Raw genomic sequence first — 19,648 nt, 5'->3', positions numbered from 1 at the left:
CTCGGGGCCGGTTGGCTCGGGTTACTCCTCGCGCGTCCCGCGCTCGTCGCGCCCCTCGGGGCCGGTTGGCTCGGGTTACTCCTCGCGCGTCCCGCGCTCGTCGCGCCCCTCACTGGCCCAGTCCTGCCTCAGCAGGCAGCGGCGCGCCAACCGGCAGGGGCGCAGGCCCCGGCGCCGGCGTTGGCGGCACTGGTCCCGGAATCACATCGGGTCCCGGCGGCGGTGGCGGTATCGGCACCTGCGGGGCCTGCACACCGATCGGCGGCAATACCGGATACTCGTCGTAAGCATTCGGGGGCCCCGGCGGCGTCTGCAATCCAGACTGTGGAGGTGCGATGTCCGGACCGCCCATCAGCTCAGCTAGCGAGTCAGGCGTCAACAAACCCCGCGTGATCGGGCCCACCTGAACCCCCTGCATACCCGGAGCCACGACCCAGCCGTGTTGCGTATTCTTATGCGACAAGGGGGTATCGGGCACCCATATACCCGGGACCGTCGTGTCCTTGAAGCCTCCCGGTGGCTGAAGTCGGGGCTCGGAGTACGCGATCTCCTTGGGCAGTGTCGAAGCGGTACTGGCGACGTTCGCGCCAAACGGAAAGTAATTGAACTTGATCGCATCGAGAACCGGCGTGAGGTATTGCGCGCACAGTTCAGCCGACTCTTGAAAACCCAGCCGGCTACCCGCCTGAACCGAGCTACAGATGAATTCCGCCGGATTAGCGAAATTCGAAAACGCCGAAATCGATGCGATGCCGCCGTGGGCCGGGTGGTAAATGTTGTTGACGTTCGCCGCCAGTGTCGGGAAAACGTGCAGGACAGTCTCTAATCCATCCAAGGGCTCGGGCTGCAACAACGTGGTCGTCACGGTCTCAAGGTTGTCGATGTCATAGGTCAACACCTCGCGGTTCTTCGTAAAGAACGGGCGTGCCACCGCCAGCAGGCTGTCGAACTGTTGGATGGCGTTCGAGAGGTCCTGATCGGAGTGAGTCAACCGATCTGTGAACTCCGCGAGGTCCTTGTTCAATGCGACGAACTGTTGGTCGTCCTGATGCAATGCGTTGACGAACAGAGCCAAGCTGCGCACCACCGCGAAGAAATCGCCCCGGCCCTCATTGAGCGCGTTCAATGCTCGCGACAAGCCGTCGATCGTGGTGTTGATTTGCTTGCCCTTGCCGGCCAGCCCATCGGCGAACGCTTCGATGACTTCACCGAAAGGCCCCTTCGGCTGCTCCGGTGTGGGACCGAGCTTGTCGATGATATTGGCGACACTGTCGCGCAATTCGTCCCACTCCACCGGCACCTCGGTGCGCTCGACCGGGATCACCGCGTTATCGCCCATCACCGGACCACCCTTGTAAGGCGGCTCCAACTGAATGTTTCGCGAGGCCACCAAGGTGGGGTTGAGGATCACCGCAGACGCATTGGCAGGCACCTTGTACTTGTTCTGGTAGTGGAAGGTCACCTTCATCTTGTCGCCAGCCGGCTCGATCTTGTCGATCCTGCCGACCGGAAGGCCCATGATCTGGACCTTGTCTCCGACATACAGCGCGTTTGCGGCGGTGAAGTACGCCACCACAGTGTTGTGTGTCAGTTTCTGGTAGAGACGAAAGCCAACAATTCCCGCGATCAGGGCCAGCACCACCACAACGGATCCGATGATGACCGAGGACCGCGACATCTGCGGAAGCCGCATGTTGCGGATGTTAAAGACGGTGCTCAATTCTGGCTACCTCCCGTCACGCCGCTCCCACCCGTGCCGCCCGGGTTGATGAAGGGGTCCGGCAGCTGGGGTCCGGGACCCGGTGGTGCCGGACCTGGAGCCGGCCCCGGCGCTGCCGGAGGAGGCGGAGCTGGGCCGGGCGCCGGCCCCAGCGGGAGGGTCCGCGCCCCCGGAGGAGCCTCCTCCGGAATGGGCACCGGTGTGCCAGGCACGTTCGGCGGGACCTCACCTGGACGTCCCGAAATTGCTACGCCCGGGTTCGGCGGTAGGCCATCTGGGTTCGGCGGTGACGTCTGGACGTCAAGCGGTGCCGGGAAGCTGGGTCCACCGAACGGCCCTTCAGTGAGGTGCGCACACGGCAGCGGATCCCAAGGCCTGGGCAAACCGTCCGCGGGCGGTGTGTACGAGCAGGGCGCTCCAGGCGGAACAGCCGGCCCAGGATGCTCGGGAGTGCCTTCCAACACCAGCGGTGGCGGTGGGGGTGCACCGTTGGGGAATCGGGTGCCATTGGGGTCGGGGAACCGATACGCCGGTAGCCCAGCGCTACGCCAGAAGTCCTCGGGGTCAACACCGCGTTTCTTGAATGCCGCATCAATGAACGGCTGCAAAATCTGGCCCGGCACGAGGTTCGACAGCAGCACCTTGAAGTACGGACCCGACGCAAAGGTCTCACCGAAGGACGCAGTGAAGCCGCCCAAGATGGTCAACGTCTCGGCCAAGTCATCCTTGCGATCCACCAGCACGTCGCTGAGTATGCGTAACTGCTCCAGCACGTGATTGATGTTGGGGTTGTCATTGATCAATCCCTGTACCTGCGCCGAGAACGCAGCGATGTTCCCGAGCAGAGCGTCGAATGCACGGCCACGCTCGTTGAACGCGGCGATGAGCGCCTGCGCGTTGACCAGCAGGCGGTCGACCTGCTCGCTGCGGTCACCGAGAACGCTTGCAATCTGATTGGCCTGGGCGAGTAGGTGCGTGATCTGCTCATCGCGCTTGCCAATGGTGTCGGAGAACTTCGCCACGCCATCCAGGGCCGCACTCAGGTGCGGATAGGTCTGATCAATGGTCTCCGATAGCACACTCAGCGACCGCTTGACCGTGTCGATGTCCCAGCCGGACGCGGCTTTGGTGACGTCGAAAAACGCGTCGTAAATCTGGTACGGGGTGGTGCTTTGCCCAAGTGGCAGAACGCCCCCGGGCGGCAACGTTTGCTTACCCCGCGGCTCGATCTCGAGCACCTTCTTACCCAGGATGGTGTCGGTACGGATAGATAGCCGGCTGTCAGTACCGATCGTGTTCGTGCCGATGGAGAACTCGATGACGATATGGTCGCCGTCGATCTTGAGCCCTTCCACGGAGCCCACCCCGAGCCCGGATATACGCACCCTGTCGCCCTTGTGCAAACCACCGGTGTCATTGAACTGGCCGTAGTAGCTCGGCTTTGCAAAGAGCATGGGGACACTGGTGAAGCTTTGGCCCACACCGACAACGAGCAGCGTAACGACGATGCCCATGAGCCCGATGCGCATCCTGTTGGGCGGTTCCAGTGTTCTCATTGGGGCGTGCACCTACCCGTCGGCTGGTGGAATAGCCGCACCGTGCGAACCGGCCCCCCGGCCTGGAAGCCGTTCCACATGATCTCGAGGTCGCAGAGATAGAAGTTCTGGAAGTCGCCGTAGGTGCCGTTGGCGCGTCCGATCGCCGTCAGCGCGGTGGGCGTCTTGTGAAGCAGGTCATCCAAGTCAACGCGCTGATCGATGATCGGCTGCTGGATCCCGTCCAGATAGCTAATGGCCTTGCGCAGCAACTCGCGGTCGTCGGCCAGCAGCGCGGCCACCGTTCCGGCGCCGTTGCTAATGTGCGCGAGGCCGCCAACCACAGGGTCGGCGTTGTTCTTCAATCCGGTGATCAGATTCTCCAAGTTGTTCACGGTCTGGTCGAACTCTTTTCGATGCCTGACCGTGGTGTCCAACACGATGTTGAGGTTCTTGACGACCTCTCCGATCGCCTGATCGCGTTCTGCTATGTGGCTGGTGAGTTGCGCGGTCTGATCAAGGATGTCGTTGATGGTGCCACCTTGACCCTGGAACACCGTGATGAGTGAGCTGGCGATGTTGTTGACCTTCGCGGGGTCCAGCGACCTAAACACTGGCTTGAAGCCACCGATCAACGCGTCGAGGTCCAAAGCCGGTGAGGTGCGCGACAGCGGGATTAGTCCGCCCGGCGAAAGGATTTCGCTGGCGCCCTTGCCCTGACCGCGCTTGAGCTCGACGTAGCGGTTGCCAATCAAGTCGGAATAACGGATCTGCGCGGTTGTCGACTGGTAGAGAGGCACCGATCGGTCGATGTCGAATTCCACCCGGACCCGGCGGCCACCGTCGACCAAGTGCAGCGCTTTGACCTTGCCGATCTCTACCCCGGACGCACGGACGAACTGACCTTGGCGCAGCCCGCTGACATTGCTGAATTCCGCCGAGTACGCATTGGTCCGGTCGAAGCGCATCTGACCGAAAATCACGAAGATCATCACAGTGAAAAACAGCAGCACCAAGGAGAAGATGCTGAGTTTGATAATGGTTCCGGTGATTTTCATGGGTTGATCGTGTTATCCCCTACCTGACGGCCCCAGACGTACTCGATCGCCCAGGGCGAACCGACCTCCAAGTGGTTGTACGGAGCGAGGCTGACGCCGGTGTCCATTACCAGATACGGCGCGGGCCACAGGTCATGGGTAATTGGCTGCCAGCACCCCGGGGCGCCGCCGGGCCCGCCGTGAGCGGCCACCCGCGGCAGGTTTTCCGGATAGGTGTAGGGGTTGGGTGCCCCGCCGGCGAGGCCGGGTATCGCCGCCGCCGCAGTCAGGCCAAGGGAGATGGGCGGGAATATCAATCCGGCGATCAGTCCGCCGATCAGTGCCCCCCCTTGGGTGGCCAGTGCCAGGGGAGACCCCAACGAAATACCCAACCCCGACAGGAGTTCGGAGTGCGACCGTAGCGAGTAGCCGTTAGCGCCGCCGGTCGCCGCTGCGGCCAGCGGATCGGTGTCGTAAAACCCTTTGATAGTGCAATAGAGTTCCGGGCTATAGGTATCCAGCAGGTTGGCGGTAGGAACCAGATCCGCGGCCCCCCGCTGCAAATACGGTCCACCGCGATCCAAGACGTCTCCCGTGACGTTGCCGAATCCGGCTGCCGCCAGCAGCACCGCATCCAGATCCGCTTGCTGCCGATTGATGGTGCGGGCGGTCGTCACCGTGTTGTCGAGAAAGTCAAACAGGTCGGGCGACGCGTCGGAGTACACATCAGCCAAAGCCGCCAATTGCTGAATGTCGCGGCGCGACTGCGGCATTCGCGCATTGACCTCATCGAGCACGGTGTTGGCGTTCACGATCGACTGCCCGAACTTGTCACCCAGCCCGGCCAACGCTTCGGCGGCCGCGCTCAGCGTCAGATTCAGCTTGACCGGGTCCACCTGCTCCGCCAGGGACGTGAGCGTCTCGAACAACGTGTTGATCTCGGTGGTCACCGACCGCGCGTCGATCGGGATCTTCGGCGTGATCCGTTGCTTGGTGGGGTTTTCCGGCGTCGTCAACGAGACATACTTACCGCCGAAAACTGTGGTCGCCTTGATGTCGGCGTTCACATTCGCCGGGATCAGGTGCATGTACTTGGGATTCACATCCAAGATGAACTTGGCCGCCGGCTCGCCGTCGCGCGTGATCTCCGAGATGGTATCCACCCGGCCGATCTCCACCCCGTTGTAGGTGACCTTCGCTCCCGGATCCATCACCAAACCGGCCCGGGCGGAGAGCATCGTCAGCTGCGTCTTGGACGTGAAGTCGCCCCGGAATTGCAGGTACACCAACCCCACGACGAGTGCGAGGACCAGAACTAGACCTACACCCGCGGTCTTGTACGGCGGGACGCGCGGCTTGTTCAGCTTCCCCGGTGTCGTCATCGCGGCTACACCGTGAGATTGAAGTTCGGGTCGACACCGTAAAGTGCCAACGCTGCCAACAGGACGACGACCTGCACCGAGACCAGCGAGAAGCGCATCGATCTGCCAACTGCCTCGCCGACGCCGACCGGACCACCACCGGCGGCATACCCGTAGTAACAGTGGCTGACCATGACGATCGCGGTGATGATGAGGGCCTCCAGGAAGGACCAGAAAACGTCATCCGGGCGTAAGAATGTTCGGAAGTAGTGTTCGTAGGTGCCATTGGACTGTCCGTAGAGCACCGTTGTGGTGATCTGTGGAGACAGGAATGACATGATCATCGCCAACGCGTACAGCGGAATGATGACCACCAGTCCGGCCATGATCCGGGTCGACGCCAGGAACGATATCGACTTGATGCCCATTACTTCGAGGGCGTCGATTTCCTCGCTGATCCGCATGGCGCCCAGCTCCGCCGTAGCTCCGGCCCCCACTGTGGCAGCGAGCGCGACACCGGTGACGACCGGGCCGGCGATGCGCACGTTGATCAGTGCGGCGAAGAAACCAGTGAATGCCTCGACACCGATATTCCCCAGGGAGGCGAAGCCCTGGATGGCGACGAGCGAGCTGCCGGACAGCGTTACGAAGCCGACGATCGCGACGGTGCCACCAACCACGGCCATCGCACCGGTGCCCATGCCGATCTGGGCGACCAGCCGCAGCGTCTCCTTGCGATAATTCGTCAGCGCGTGCGGAATTTGCCCGATGCTGGTCAGGGCGAACCACGTCAGTCGCCCGGCCTCATCCAGTCCACGGCCCACCGAGCCGCCGTAGCGTTGAAGATTCTCGACCGCCCGCGGGAAGCGGCCGCGCACTACAGCGGCAGTCGACATGTCAGCGCCCCGTCCCGAATCGCACACCGATGGTCGTCAAGATCACGTTGACCGCGAACAGCGCGATGACGCACAACACCACGGTCTCGTTGACCGCGGTGCCGAGGCCCTTGGAACCGCCGCGCACGGTCAGACCCCGATAGCAGCCGACCAGGCCCGCGATCAGGCCGAACGTCGCGGCCTTGACTGTCGCGATGACCACTTCGGGCAGGCCGGTGATCAGGGTCAGCGTGGAGAGGTAGGCGCCGCCGGACACGTTTTGCAGGTAGACGCCGAAGAGGAAGCCACCGACCAGGCCGACGGTGATCACCAGGCCGTTGAGAAGCGTGGCAACGAGCGTCGAGGCGAGCACCCGGGGCACGACCAGACGGTGGATGGGATCGATGCCCAGCACCTCCATGGCGTCGATTTCCTCGCGGATGGTGCGCGCGCCCAGGTCGGCGCAGATTGCTGTGGAGCCGGCGCCGGCCACCACAAGCACGGTCGTGAGCGGGCCGAGCTGAGTGACCGCACCGATCGCCGCGCCGGAGCCGGAGATGTCTGCCGCGCCGAACTGCGCTAGCAGGATGTTGAGCGTGAAGATCAGCAACACCGTCAGCGGGATCGAGACCATGATGGTCGGCAAGAACCCGACCCGCATGATGAACCAGCACTGCAGAATGAACTCACGCCACTGGAAAGGTAAGCGGAACAGCGCTTTTCCGGTGAGCACGCACATCCGGAAAAAGCCGCCGACGAGTGTCAGTGGGGTCTGGACTTGATTGCGAACGTAGCCCGAAAGCGTTGTGGAAGTGGTCACCGCAACCCCTTCAAGCCAACACGGTGGGAACTGCGGCGCCGCGGCGAATCATGTCGCACGCCTCCTCCTTGCCCGGACCCATCTTGTGTGACCGCCATCTCCTTGCTCACGCGGAGTAATGGAGACCACAGGAATGTACCCGATGGCCACCCCGGCGTGTACTGCGACCTCACAATTAACCCTTCGTCAATCGCTGGCAAACGTTACAACTTCTGTCAATCGTCCTTTCTCGTCACAGAATTAGCTGGCACAGAACGGCTTTCGGAATCTGTCCCGCCGCCGTAACGCAAACGAAGTTCTGTCTTGAGCACCTTCCCTGCGGGGTTGCGCGGCAAAGAGTCCACGACCTCGAGCGCCTTGGGGTGCTTATAGCGGGCAAGGCGCTCAGCCAGGAACTCACTTAGATCTTCGATCCGAAGGTGGCTATTCGTTACGGCGGCGACCGCGATCGGCACTTCGCCCCATTGCTCATCGGCCCGACCGATGACCGCGACTTCGACGACGTCGGGATGACTGGCTAGGGCATTCTCCAGCTCGGCGCAGTAGATGTTCTCACCACCGGAGATGATCATGTCCTTCTTGCGGTCCACCACCCAGACATACCCGTCTTCGTCCATGCGAACGAGATCCCCGGAATGAAACCAGCCACCCGCGAAGGCCTCCGCGGTCGCCTCCGGGTTGTTCCAGTAGCCGCGCATCAACGTCGGTGCCCGGTAGACAATTTCACCAACTTCGCCGACCGGGACGTCGTTCATGTCCTCGTCGACAACGCGGGCGGCGACTGTCGGAATCACCTTGCCGACCGATCCACGCTTCCTGATCGCGTCGTCGCCGAGCAGCATGCAGGTGACCGGCGACATCTCGGTCTGGCCGAACGCGGCCAGGATCTGGGTGCCAGGGAAGACTGCCGACATCCAACGCAGCAACGCGTCCGGCGCCGGCGCGGCTCCCCACGACATCACCCGCAAGCTGAGATCTCGCGGTCGTGCTTCCTGTTCGGCGCAGACCGCCTGCCATTGGGCGGGGACCAGAAAGATACCCGTGACTTTTTCAGCCTCCAGAACGTCGAGCAGCTGCTGGGGATCGAACGCACCGACCGGATAGATCACGGTGGGCACGCCAAGCAACATCCCGGTCAGCATGTTGCCGATTCCCGCGATATGGAAGAACGGGACGCCGATGAAACCGACTTCGCTACCGACAGTGGCACGGTTGGTGTACAGCGCGGTCATCGTCTGGCCGGTCAAGTTGGTGTGGGTCAGCACGGCCCCTTTGGGGCGGCCGGTCGTCCCCGAGGTGTACATGATCAGCGCCGGCGAGTCGTTCGGGATGTCCAGCGGATCGAGCCCATCCCCGGGCTCGCTGATCAGATCTTCGTACGCGATCACATCGGCGTCGCCGACCACCGTGTCATCGGTTGCACAGCCGGCGACCACGATCATGTTCACCGCCGGCTGGATGTCGCGGACACCGGTGGCCACCGAAGCCAGCGCAGCTTCGCTGATGATCACCCGGGCCGTGCAGTCCTCGACCAAGAAAGCGATTTCGGTTGGGGTCAGCCGGAAGTTCAGCGGAACCGCAATGGCCCCGATCATATTCGCGGCCAGCACCGCCTCGACGAACTCGGTGCGGTTGAGCATCAGAATCATGACCCGGTCGCCGAAACCGACACCGCGGCGACTCAAGGCACTGGCTAGCGCTGCAACTCGACGCCGCAGCTCGGCCCATGTCACGGTACTGCCCAGAAACCTCAGCGCCGGCTCGTGCGGCTGCATCATCGCATGCCGCTCGAGCTGGTTGACCCAGTTCTGCCGCCGAGCAAGGTAGGGCTGCTCGTGGGCTGGTGTTGCGGCCTGAGTCAGGTGACTGGCCAGTTGCGCGGTCAACTATCCCGTCCCTTCACTCGCGCACCGCTTGCGTCAGGTTGATATTTGATAAAACATGGTGTTGTGTGGGTCACACTATGGCCTCAGCAGTCGCCCTGACAAGCCCCTAACACGACCCAGAAAGTCCTGGCAGGCCACGTGAACGCGCCACTGTCAGCTCAGCCGCGTAGCGGACGGCGCCTGCGCCGCGCGCAACTATCCGACGAGGTCGCAGGTCACCTACGGGCTGCCATCATGTCGGGGAGCTTGCGCCCGGGAACCTTCATCCGACTCGACGAGACCGCTGCCGAGCTCGGGGTCAGCATCACGCCGGTGCGCGAGGCCCTGCTGAAACTGCGCGGCGAGGGAATGGTGCAGCTGGAGCCGCACCGCGGTCACGTCGTTCTCCCGTTGACCGAACAGGACATCGAGGACATCTTCTGGTTGCAGGCCACGATCGCCCGCGAACTGGCCACTGCGGCAACCGACCGCATCACCGACGTCGAGATCGACGAGCTGGACCGCCTGAATACGACCTTGGCCGGGGCGGTCGGTTCTGGTGACACGGAGGCCATCGCGGCCATCGAGTTCTCGTTCCATCGGGCCTTCAACCAAGCGAGTCGCCGGATCAAATTGGCCTGGTTCATGCTCAACGCCGCGCGCTACATGCCGGCGCAGGTCTTTGCCACCGATCCGCAATGGGGCGCGGCCACGGTCGACCATCACGGACGGCTGATCGCCGCATTGCGTCGACGCGACACCACGGCGGTGGTCGAGCACACCGTCTGGCAATTCACCGACGCGGCACGCCGGCTGACCGAGACCCTGGATAGGAACGGGATCTTTAGCTCGGCCGGGCCGAATCTCTAGTTCGCTGCCTGCTGCTCCGCGCGTTGCTTGAGGTTCTCGGCCAACAGCTCCAGCACATTGTTGACCATCATCTTCACCATCGGTGCGGGCACCGGCATGGTGACTTCGACGTCCATGTCCACCGTGAGCAAACTGGCGGCGCCGCTGGCCACCACACTGAACAGCTGTTCCTGTTTGGAAAACAGGTCGCCTTGCTGCAAGACGGTCTGTATCTGGTTCTCGCTCGGGTAGTACACGGCCTGGATGTAGGTGCTTTCAAAGCCTTGAACAGCAGTGTCGAGCCGGACCTGGCTGGGACGCCCGTCATCGTAGCGAGCCAACACCCAGGCCCCTTTGATCCCTTCGTTCCATTCCGGATAGCGCTCGATGTCGGCGACGATGGCCATGATCAACTCGGCATCGGCACCGACCTCGATGGTCTTGCTCAAAACTGGCATTGGCGAAGCATACCCGCGGGTTTGACCGGCCCTGAGAGTGCCATCACGGCGGTCGTTCACCGAAAGGCCCACCCCCGGATGCCATCTCGGTCTTTTCCCGGCACCAGGCTGTTTGCACCAAGCACATCTGCGTCCACCTACCCGGTCTGTTCGACCCTGTTCAGTCGGTCACACACGCCGTCGACAGCAGCGAGCGAATGGCATCGGGAATCGGAACAGGCGTGCGACTGGTCCGATCGACATAGACGTGCACCCAGTGCCCGAGTGCGGTGATCGGCTGCGGTTCTTCTTCGTCCGATGCCGTCTCGCTGCGGGCCCGTAACACTCCCAGCCGGTAGGTCACGCTGGTTCGCCCCAGCCGCGTGACCGCAAGACCGACCACCAACCTCTCCGGGAAATGCAGCTCCGAAAAATACCGACAGCCCGACTCGGCCACGATGCCCAGCGATGGTGCAGTAATCGGATCCAGGCCAGTGGTCGTATTGATCCAGGCGTTGATAGCGGTGTCAAAAAGCTGGTAGTACACGGCGTTGTTCAGATGGCCGAACATGTCGTTATCGGCCCACCGGGTAAGCACCGGCCATTGGACCGGGAAGTCATTGCTGGTCAGGTTCTTCCGCGTAGGTGGCCGCGGGACCAGCGGATTTGAGGCCATGGTTGTATTCCAACATGCTTCGTATCCGGGGCGCGGTGCTGAACCGGATCGGTTCGCCGCGTCCCTACTCGGAGTCGCAGCCGATCAGCGTCGTCGACCTAGACCTGGATCCGCCCGGCGATGGTGAGGTCCTCGTTCGTATCGAGGCAGCAGGCGTCTGCCACTCCGATCTGTCGGTGGTGGACGGCAACAGGGTTCGGCCGGTGCCGATGCTGCTAGGCCATGAAGCCGCCGGAATCGTCGAGCAGGTCGGTCCCGGAATAACGGATGTCGTCGTTGGCCAGCGGGTTGTGCTGGTGTTCTTGCCGCGTTGCGGCCACTGCACGGCCTGCGCGACCGAAGGTCTCACGCCGTGCGAACCGGGCAGCGCAGCCAACGCCGCCGGCACACTGCTGACAGGTGCGATCCGGCTCGGCCGCCCTGGCGGCCGGGTGTACCACCACCTCGGCGTCTCGGGTTTTGCGACGCATGCCGTCAGCAACCGGGCCAGTGTGGTTCCGGTACCCCCGGACGTGCCGCCCGAGGTCGCCGCCCTGCTCGGGTGCGCGGTGTTGACCGGCGGAGGTGCGGTGCTCAACGTCGGCAATCCACGGCCGGGACAGACGGTCGTCGTCGTCGGCCTCGGGGGCGTTGGAATGGCAGCGATGCTGACCGCCCTGACCTATGACGACGTTGTCGTCGTCGGAGTCGATCAGCTACCGGCAAAGTTGGACGCCGCAAAGACGCTCGGCGCACACCAGACCTATACCCCACACCAGGCCACCGACGCTGGCATCAAGGCCGCCGTCGTCATCGAGGCCGTGGGACATCCGGCCGCACTACAGACCGCGATCGGCCTCACGGCACCCGGCGGGCGCACCATTACGGTCGGACTCCCCCCGCCCGACGCCCGGATCAGCGTGTCGCCGCTAGGGCTTGTCGCCGAGGGCCGCTCGCTGATCGGCAGCTATTTGGGCTCGGCGGTGCCCGCGCGTGACATTCCACGATTTGTCTCGTTGTGGCGGTCCGGCCGGTTACCGGTGGAGGCGCTCGTGTCGTCGAGGATCGGACTGGACGACATCAACGAGGCGATGGACCATCTGGCTGACGGCACCGCCGTGCGCCAGCTCATCACCTTCGACTGAACCGCACTCGCGGTGCCCCGCCGCCCAAGGGCCGCCCGTAGTGGCGCGCTGGCCGGTCAGGCGTTGCGGCGAGCCTTGAGTTCGGCGAGGACCTCGGAAGTATGCTGCCCGAGGTCGGGTGCCACAGACCGCGGCGCCCACGGCGTGCCATGAAAATCTGCGGGTGTGGCTACCATCGCGACGCCGGATTCTCCGTCGGGAACGTCGACGATCCCGCCCGCCGCATGAAACTGCTCGTCGGCGACCACGTCCTCGACGGAGTGAACGGGCGACCAGAAAAAATCCGGCTCGTCGGCGAAGACGTCGGCCCACTCCTCGAGTGGCCTGGTCGCGAAGATCGCGTCCAACTGGGCAATCAGCGCCACCGCGTTGGCGGCGCGGGCGCGGCCGTCGCAGAACCGGGGATCGGTGAGCCACTCGGGGTGACCCACCACCCGACACAACGCGGGCCAGTGGCGATCGGCCTCGAGGCCGACGATCCAGAACCGCCGGCCATCTCCCGCCGCGTAATTGTTCATGCATGGATTGGACATCAACTCGCGTTGGCCGATCGCGATCGGTTGGCCGGTCAACAGGTAGGTGTTGATGTCGAAGCTGACCGTGTAGGCGCCCTGGCGGTACAGCGATGTGCTCACCAGTTGACCCGCTCCGGTGCGTTCGCGGGAGAGCAGAGCCGCGCAAATGGCGGCGACCAACGTCATGCCGGCCGAGTGGTCCCCCATGCCGCCCCGCTGGAAAGGGGGCGTATCGCCGGGACGGGTAAGCAGCTGGGCCACGCCCGCCCGTGACCAGAACGCCGCCACGTCGTAAGCGGCCCGGTCGGCGTCGGGTCCGGCTTCGCCGTACCCCGTGATCAGGCCATAGACGAGACGGGAATTGTGCGCGGCCACCGATTCGTAGTCGAGCCCCAGTCGCTGCAACGCCGTCGTCCGCAGGTTGGTCACAAAGACATCCGCATCAGACAGTAGTTCGAACGCAGCTTCGCGACCCGTCGCGGTCGTGAGGTCCAGCACCACGCTGCGTTTGGAACGGTTGTCCATTTCGAACGGCGGGTTCACGCCGAGATCGCATCCCAGCATCCGTCCGAAACTGCGGCCGGGATCTCCGGCCGGCGGCTCGATCTTGATGACGTCGGCGCCCCACTCGGCCAGGATCCCGGCCGCGGCCGGGCCGGCGACCCAGACGCCCAGCTCGACGACTTTGATGCCGTCAACCGGCCCCGACATGGTCGTATTGTCACCCCACAGCTCGGCGGGTTTACCCACCAGACCGCGGTCCGGCGCTGGCTTGCCCGATCTCAGGATTGTTCGTCTCGAGCCTATCGGCGTCGTGGCCGGTCGGGCGGAGGACGCAGCAGAGAAACAACCGACCGCGCTAGTGAGGACCCGCCAGGTATGCCAAACTACAAGATTAGACCGGCTAGCGAGGTGTAGCGATGAAGAAACTACTCGCAGGAGTTTCCGCGCTGGGAATTGCTGGGGCCACAGGATGTTTCGGTCTCGGGATTGCGACAGCCGACGAGACGCCAGCCGACCCGGCAATCGCCGACGCCGGACTGTCCGACGCAACGCCAGCCGAACCGACACCCGCCAGCGGGATGGCATACGCCCTCGGGGGCGCCCACGTCTTGGGAATCCCGTACGAGGAGTACATCCGCCGCGAAGGTAGCGAATGGTTCCCCAACCTGAACCGGGAAATTGTCGACTATCCCGCCGGTCAGGTTCAGGGCCATGTGCCGGAGAAACTCTTCCCCGGCATCAGCCAGCTGGATGAAGTGTTTCCCGGCCTGGGTATGGACGGCCCCAGCATCGGGGAGTCGGTGGTCGTCGGAGTGGACAACCTGGATGCCGCGATCCGCAGGGGTGGCCCCGGTACCGCGATCGGTTTATCCGAGGGTTCGCTCGTGCTCGATGCCGAGCAGGCGCGACTCGCCGACGATCCGACCGCCCCACCGCCAGATCAATTGACGTTCGCCACGTTTGGTGACCCAATTGCGCGGCACGCCTTCGGTGAGAGTTTCCTGACTTCGGTGTTTCCGGTTGGCGCCGTCGTTCCCATACTCGACTACCGCATACCACCTCCGGTGGAGAGCCAATACGACACCAAGGTTTTCGTCGCCGCATACGATTCGCTCGCAGATTTTCCGGACAGACCGGACAACCTGCTAGCCCTCGCCAACACGTTCATGGGCCTGGTAACTGGCCATACTGCCGTCGCCTTCACCAACCCGGACATGGTGCCACCACAGAACATCAGATCGACCGTCAACTCTCGGGGCGCGACGACAACGACGTATCTGATTCCCCAAAGACATCTTCCGCTGATCTTGCCCTTGGGATACCTGGGAGTATCCGACGATGTGCTGACACAGCTGGATGCCGAATTACAGCCTATGGTCGATACCGGCTATTCGCGAAACGACGATCCGCTCACCGCTCCGATCTCCGTGGACCCGGTGAACGGCTTCGACCCCGCCGCCGTCACCGCGCCCGCCACTCAGGCCACCTTCGGCGGCGGCGGCGATCCTTTCTCGCAGATACTCTCTGGTGCCCTGTATGCGTTATCTCAGGCCAATTTCTGACGCGAGTTCAGTCGAGCACCGGTGACCGCGGCAGTGACCCCGGCAATCGCAGACGCGATGGCCACCAGCTCGCGCGCCCAACGAGAGCAGCTATAGCGGGCACCGTTACGGTGCGTACTAAGAAGGTATCCAACAAGATTCCGATACCGATCACGAAACCGCCCTGGACCACCGTGCCTATGCTGGAGAACAGCAGACCGAACATCGAGGCCGCGAAAATCAAACCCGCCGCGGTGATCACACCGCCGGTCGAACTCAGTGCGCGAATGACCCCGTACCGCATGCTGCGTGGAGACTCGTCACGCATTCGCGAGACAAAGAGCATGTTGTAGTCGGCCCCCACCGCGACCAACACCACGAAGGCTAGCGGCGGAACGCTCCAATGCAACTGCTGGCCGAGTACGAATTGAAACGTCAGGACGCCTATGCCGACCGCCGACAGATACGAAATCACAACGGAACCAACCAGATACAGCGGAGCGACAATCGCGCGCAGCAGCACCATCAAGGTCAGCAACACAACGACCATGGTTACGGCGATAATGAATCGGATGTCGTGCTCATAGTAGTTGCGCGTGTCCCGCAACGTAACTGGATATCCCGCCATCGACACCGAGGCATCCGCCAATGTGGTATTCGGCTGCGCTCCCCGCGCGGTGTCGCTGATGACATCGACCTGATCCATGGCCTCCGCGCTAAACGGATTCAGTTTGGTTTGAACCAAGTAGCGCACCGAGTGACCATCCGGCGAAATGAACATCGTGGCCGCTTTCTTGAATTCGTCCATGCGCAGTAGCTCAGGCGGAATATTGAACCCCGCCATAGACGGTTGTGCCGCGTCCCGCTTCATCGTCAGCAGAAACGCCGATGCCTTACCCAGGCCGGCACCCAGCTGCTCGATCTCGTCGACCAGTCGTTCCACTCCGTCGGCCACTTGGCGGCTGCCGCCTGCGAATCGGTCAGCACCGTGTTGGAGATCCGTGAGGCCCGCCTGCAAGCCACCGGGGCGGTCCAGCCCCATCGAATGCAGGGCGTTGACGAAGTTGGCGAGTGCACCGCGCAGGCGGTTTGCCGTCGCTTTGAGAGTCTGCCTGTCCTGCATCTCCCGCAGTTGTCGGGCAAGATCATTGATCTCGTCGAGGCTTCCGTTACCATGCGCCGAGACGATCCGCTCAAACTGACCGCGGGTAGCGGTGCAGGAGGGGTCGGCATCGCAGACCGGGTTGGCCTCTAGTGCTGCCAGCACCGGCGCCACCCAGGCGAACATGTCTTTGACGGCCGAAAAGTTCACGCCGATGGAATTGCCCAGCGAATTGATGCTTCTGACGAGCCGGGCCGCGGTAACGACCTCCTTGACCATCTTGTCGCCGCCGTATTGGGCTCTCATCGACGCGAAAGCGTCGATCAGATCCTCGATGCTGGAAACGATGCGGTAGACCTGACCGCGGACATCGACAAGATTGTCGGCCAGCGTGTTGGCCCCGTCGACGAGTCGGCCGAAATCGTCGTTATGGTCGTTGATCAGGTTGTACACGCCGCCTAGCTGGGCACCGATAGCCCCGGCCTGATAGGTAGCTCTGAACTGCTCCGGCACCACACCCGCGGGTCGAGTGATGCCGCTGACCATAGCGATATTCGGCAATTGGCTGACTCGGCTTGCCATTTGCTCCAAGTCCGCAAGGGCTCGCGGTGTCCGCAGGTCATGCGGTGACTGGACGAGCAGGTACTCCGGGATGGACTGATTCACCGAAAAATGGCGGTCTAGCGCGGCATACCCGACCGAGCTTGGGGCGGAAGACGGTAACGCCTTGCGATCGTCATAGTTGAAGCGCACTAGCCCCGCACAGCAGGCCAGAATGATCAACACAACCACGCTGGCTGCCAGATAGACCTTCGGCCGGCGCACAATCTGTATCCCCGAACGCCGCCACCATCGAGCCGTCAGTTCGCGTCGCGGGGTGATCCAGCCCCGTGGGCCGGCAAGCACCAGAATCGCCGGCAGCAATGTGACCGCCGCCAGGAATGCCACCCCGATCCCGATCGCAGACGCCACACCGACCGTGGAGAACACGCCCATCCGGGCGAAGCTTATCCCGACAAAGGTGATTCCCACTGTGGCCGCGGAAGCAGCGATCACCTTTCCGATTGAGATCATCGCCCGCTTCACTGCTTGATCAGAATCAGCACCGAGCCGCACATAGTCGTGGTAGCGGCTAATCAGAAAAACCGCGTAATCCGTCCCCGCGCCGGCCACGATCGCGCTCAGAAATACGATGGACTGGTTCGATACGCCCAAGCCGCTCAGTTGCGAGAATCCAGCCACCACGGCCTGGGCGATCATCAAGGACATCCCAATCGCAATCAGCGGCAGCAGCATGGTGATCGGGTTGCGGTACACCAACAACAGCACGACGAGCACAAGGACAGCGATGGCAATCTCAATCGGAATCCGATCCCGCTCGCCGGCCACGGTGAGATCAGCGACGGTAGCCGCGGGTCCCGCAAGGTTTGCCGTCAGCGGCGTTCCCGCAACGGCCGCCTTGACCAACTCGGCAACCCGGACGTAAGCAGCATGCGACCTCGGAGTACCCAACTCACCCGCAATGCCGACCGGTAGCACCCAGGACTTGTGGTCCTCGCTGCTCAAGACTCGTCGCAGGGACGGTGTTCTGATGAAATCCTGCACCATCACGACATCGCGCCGGTCCTCGCGCAGCGCGGCTACCAACCGTTCATAAGCGGCTTCGTCGGCAGGTCCGAGCCCCTTCTCATTGGTGAGGACCACCAAGAGGAGGTCTTCGGCGCCCGATTCATGAAACGCCTTGGTCATCTTTCGAGCGGCAACGCTCGATGGTGCGTCGCTGGGCAAAATCGAGAGCGGATGCCTCTGGGACATCTCGCCCAGGGACGGGAACGTCAGGGGCAGCGCCACCGCAATCGCGACCCACATCCCGATGACCACCCAGGGCCACCGCACCACAAAATCGGCTAGCCGTTGCACGCGTCCCTCACCTCCGGCCTCCGGGGCCGCGTTCTCCCGTCAGCGACGCTCGTTGAAACGTCGACATATAGCGTCAGACCGGGCAGTGTCGTACCGCCCCCGGTCACAATGGGGAATTTCAGGAACAGAGCGGCCATCGAACTACGCGACACTATGCAACGCGTCCCCAATGCCCGCGATCAGCGACCCGCACACACACGGACTTCATCGCCGCCATATAGCGCGCGACCGATTTCTGGGCGACCGGGTTGTCCGGAAACATCACCGCCATCGCCGTGCCCTCTTCGTACCGGAATACATAGATGGTCAGCTGATAGGAGTACCGCCCGTCGGAGTAAATCCCGATATTATTCGCGTAGCCCAATTCAGCTGCCGCGAGCACGGCGTTGAGTGGGGCGGCGCCGCCATGCAAGAAGTTGGAAACCGGAAAGTTGGGTCGGGGCCGCTGCAACCACGGTGCCAATTCCAAAACTCGATAATATGGCACCTTCGCCAAGTCCAGATTTGCATCGAAGGAAACCTGGGCCGCCCACGCCGCATCACTGAACGACGCGGCAGCTATTGGGACGGTGATCGGAACCAGTCCGGTGAACCAACCCTGGGTCATGAAGTTCTCTGACGTTCGACGTGTATCTCTGGGAGTGAGTCCGTAATAGGTGACAGCGCCCGTAAACTCGTGTTCCACCAGGGCTTGGCAGGCAAACAACCCGCCGACGAAGCGAGCGCCGGCCGCCGCGCAGGCCGATTCGAACCTCGCCGTCTGCTCGGCGTCCATCAGCGGCTCCATCACCATGTCGCCCGCGGTCGGCTCCATGGGGTTACCCAGCGGAAGTGGGAAGTCGGGAAGGCTTCCATTGTTATTCTCGGCGAAGTCGATCCAGGCGCGTACCTCGGGCGAATCTGCCGTCAACCCTGAGGTGTACCGGCGCTCGCGGTCACAGTAGTCGTCGAAGCTGCCGGCGTCGGGCAGCGCAAGGGGCTCACCGCCACCGGTCAGCGCCGCGTACTGGCCATGGGCTTCCAACATGGTTGCACCAATCAATGTCGCATCCCCATGGACATGGTCGATACTGGCGTAGAAAGTGAAGTGGCTCTCGGCTTGGATAATGCCGAAGGTGAAGCAACCCCACTGCAATGGATTCGGTATGGCAACCACATGGTTGTGCACTTCGTCAATGGTCATTTCGCCATGATCGGTTGGCGTGAATTCGATATCGGCAGGGTTGCTGATGGTATGCCTGGTGATGTCTCCGGCACCGGCGTAGTCGAACCAACTGCGGTACGTGTCGTGCCGACGCAGGTACGCGTTGAGACCATAAGTCATAGCGTCAATATCGCACGTACCGGGCACTTCACAGGTGGCGATGATTTGCCGTGAATAGTCGAGGCCGGCGGCGGTTCGTTCGTAATAGCCGCGAAGATGTTGGGTTTGCATGTAGCTGACCGGCACAGAGCTGACCGGCGCTTGCCGGGCCTTTTCGCACGACGCAGTTGTTGGGTGCCAGGAGGTTACTAAGCCTGGGCTCAGCGTCCATTGAGCAATGGAGCCGATCGTAACTTTCCCGATGCGCAATATCTTCTCCCCGGTTTCCACGGCTGCAGTCCGGCCACGCTGGTGGTGAGATCAAGATAGCCCTTTCGGCGGTGGCCGTCGGCGGCATGAGCGGAAACGCTTGCAGCAGCTCGGGCACCGCAGGCCGCGGCGGTGGCACAACGACCCCCGCGACCAGGGCGGCGGGACGCTGGCCGGCAGCTACCGCTGGCCGT

Annotated in this window: 15 protein-coding genes; 3 read left to right on the top strand and 12 right to left on the bottom strand. The window is 62.9% G+C overall.

What is annotated here, in order from left to right; all coding sequences use genetic code 11:
- Positions 1-109: 109 nt before the first annotated feature.
- The 7 genes from F6B93_RS01535 to fadD5 form a co-directional block, all read right to left on the bottom strand.
- Positions 110-1,720: a virulence factor Mce family protein gene (locus tag F6B93_RS01535; protein ID WP_211697414.1), complete on the bottom strand. Its 1,611-nt coding sequence runs from the start codon at positions 1,718-1,720 to the stop codon at positions 110-112.
- On the bottom strand, positions 1,717-3,276 hold the full coding sequence (locus F6B93_RS01530; RefSeq protein WP_211697413.1) for a virulence factor Mce family protein: 1,560 nt from the start codon (positions 3,274-3,276) through the stop codon (positions 1,717-1,719). Before F6B93_RS01530 ends, F6B93_RS01535 begins: the two co-directional genes overlap by 4 nt.
- Entirely contained in the window at positions 3,273-4,313 is a 1,041-nt protein-coding gene (locus tag F6B93_RS01525; protein ID WP_211697412.1) for a virulence factor Mce family protein, read from the bottom strand. Before F6B93_RS01525 ends, F6B93_RS01530 begins: the two co-directional genes overlap by 4 nt.
- Entirely contained in the window at positions 4,310-5,674 is a 1,365-nt protein-coding gene (locus tag F6B93_RS01520; RefSeq protein WP_211697411.1) for an MCE family protein, read from the bottom strand. The genes F6B93_RS01525 and F6B93_RS01520 overlap by 4 nt, the downstream gene beginning before the upstream one ends.
- Before the next feature lie 5 nt (positions 5,675-5,679).
- Entirely contained in the window at positions 5,680-6,549 is an 870-nt protein-coding gene (locus F6B93_RS01515) for an ABC transporter permease (RefSeq protein WP_211697410.1), read from the bottom strand.
- Between the two features lies 1 nt (position 6,550).
- Entirely contained in the window at positions 6,551-7,348 is a 798-nt protein-coding gene (locus F6B93_RS01510) for an MlaE family ABC transporter permease (RefSeq protein WP_211697409.1), read from the bottom strand.
- Between the two features lie 215 nt (positions 7,349-7,563).
- On the bottom strand, positions 7,564-9,234 hold the full coding sequence (gene fadD5, locus F6B93_RS01505) for a fatty-acid--CoA ligase FadD5 (RefSeq protein WP_211697408.1): 1,671 nt from the start codon (positions 9,232-9,234) through the stop codon (positions 7,564-7,566).
- A 138-nt stretch (positions 9,235-9,372) separates the two neighbouring features.
- Between fadD5 and F6B93_RS01500 the strand changes: the two genes are divergently transcribed.
- Positions 9,373-10,083: a GntR family transcriptional regulator gene (locus F6B93_RS01500; protein ID WP_211697407.1), complete on the top strand. Its 711-nt coding sequence runs from the start codon at positions 9,373-9,375 to the stop codon at positions 10,081-10,083.
- Here the strand turns inward: F6B93_RS01500 and F6B93_RS01495 are convergent.
- Together F6B93_RS01495 and F6B93_RS01490 are read right to left on the bottom strand one after the other, a co-directional pair.
- Positions 10,080-10,520, bottom strand: coding sequence for an SRPBCC family protein (locus F6B93_RS01495; protein WP_211699208.1), 441 nt, complete (start codon positions 10,518-10,520; stop codon positions 10,080-10,082). The genes F6B93_RS01500 and F6B93_RS01495 overlap by 4 nt on opposite strands.
- Positions 10,521-10,680: 160 nt before the next feature.
- Positions 10,681-11,175 (bottom strand): acyl-CoA thioesterase, encoded by a 495-nt coding sequence (locus tag F6B93_RS01490; protein ID WP_211697406.1) that lies wholly within the window; start codon positions 11,173-11,175, stop codon positions 10,681-10,683.
- A gap of 14 nt (positions 11,176-11,189) precedes the next feature.
- On the opposite strand from F6B93_RS01490, the gene F6B93_RS01485 reads away from it, so the two are divergent.
- The gene (locus F6B93_RS01485) at positions 11,190-12,299 is read left to right on the top strand and encodes an alcohol dehydrogenase catalytic domain-containing protein (protein ID WP_211697405.1); all 1,110 of its coding nucleotides are present in this window, start codon (positions 11,190-11,192) and stop codon (positions 12,297-12,299) included.
- Between the two features lie 56 nt (positions 12,300-12,355).
- Here F6B93_RS01485 and F6B93_RS01480 read toward each other — a convergent pair whose 3' ends face one another.
- The gene (locus F6B93_RS01480) at positions 12,356-13,525 is read right to left on the bottom strand and encodes a CaiB/BaiF CoA transferase family protein (protein ID WP_211697404.1); all 1,170 of its coding nucleotides are present in this window, start codon (positions 13,523-13,525) and stop codon (positions 12,356-12,358) included.
- Positions 13,526-13,734: 209 nt separating this feature from the next.
- Here F6B93_RS01480 and pe point away from each other — a divergent pair, with 209 nt between their 5' ends.
- Positions 13,735-14,880, top strand: a complete 1,146-nt coding sequence (gene pe, locus F6B93_RS01475; RefSeq protein ID WP_211697403.1) for an acyltransferase PE — start codon at positions 13,735-13,737, stop codon at positions 14,878-14,880.
- 7 nt (positions 14,881-14,887) lie between these two features.
- Here pe and F6B93_RS01470 read toward each other — a convergent pair whose 3' ends face one another.
- Positions 14,888-17,881, bottom strand: coding sequence for an MMPL/RND family transporter (locus F6B93_RS01470; RefSeq protein WP_211697402.1), 2,994 nt, complete (start codon positions 17,879-17,881; stop codon positions 14,888-14,890).
- A gap of 151 nt (positions 17,882-18,032) precedes the next feature.
- Positions 18,033-19,454 carry a condensation domain-containing protein gene (locus F6B93_RS01465; RefSeq protein ID WP_211699207.1) on the bottom strand — a complete coding sequence of 474 codons (1,422 nt, stop codon included), beginning with the start codon at positions 19,452-19,454 and terminating at the stop codon, positions 18,033-18,035.
- Positions 19,455-19,648 lie beyond the last annotated feature (194 nt).

The organism is Mycobacterium spongiae (genome assembly GCF_018278905.1).
GTDB lineage: Bacteria > Actinomycetota > Actinomycetes > Mycobacteriales > Mycobacteriaceae > Mycobacterium > Mycobacterium spongiae.
The sequence above is the reverse complement of the archived record's forward strand: the minus strand, read 5'-3'. Positions and strand labels throughout refer to the sequence as shown.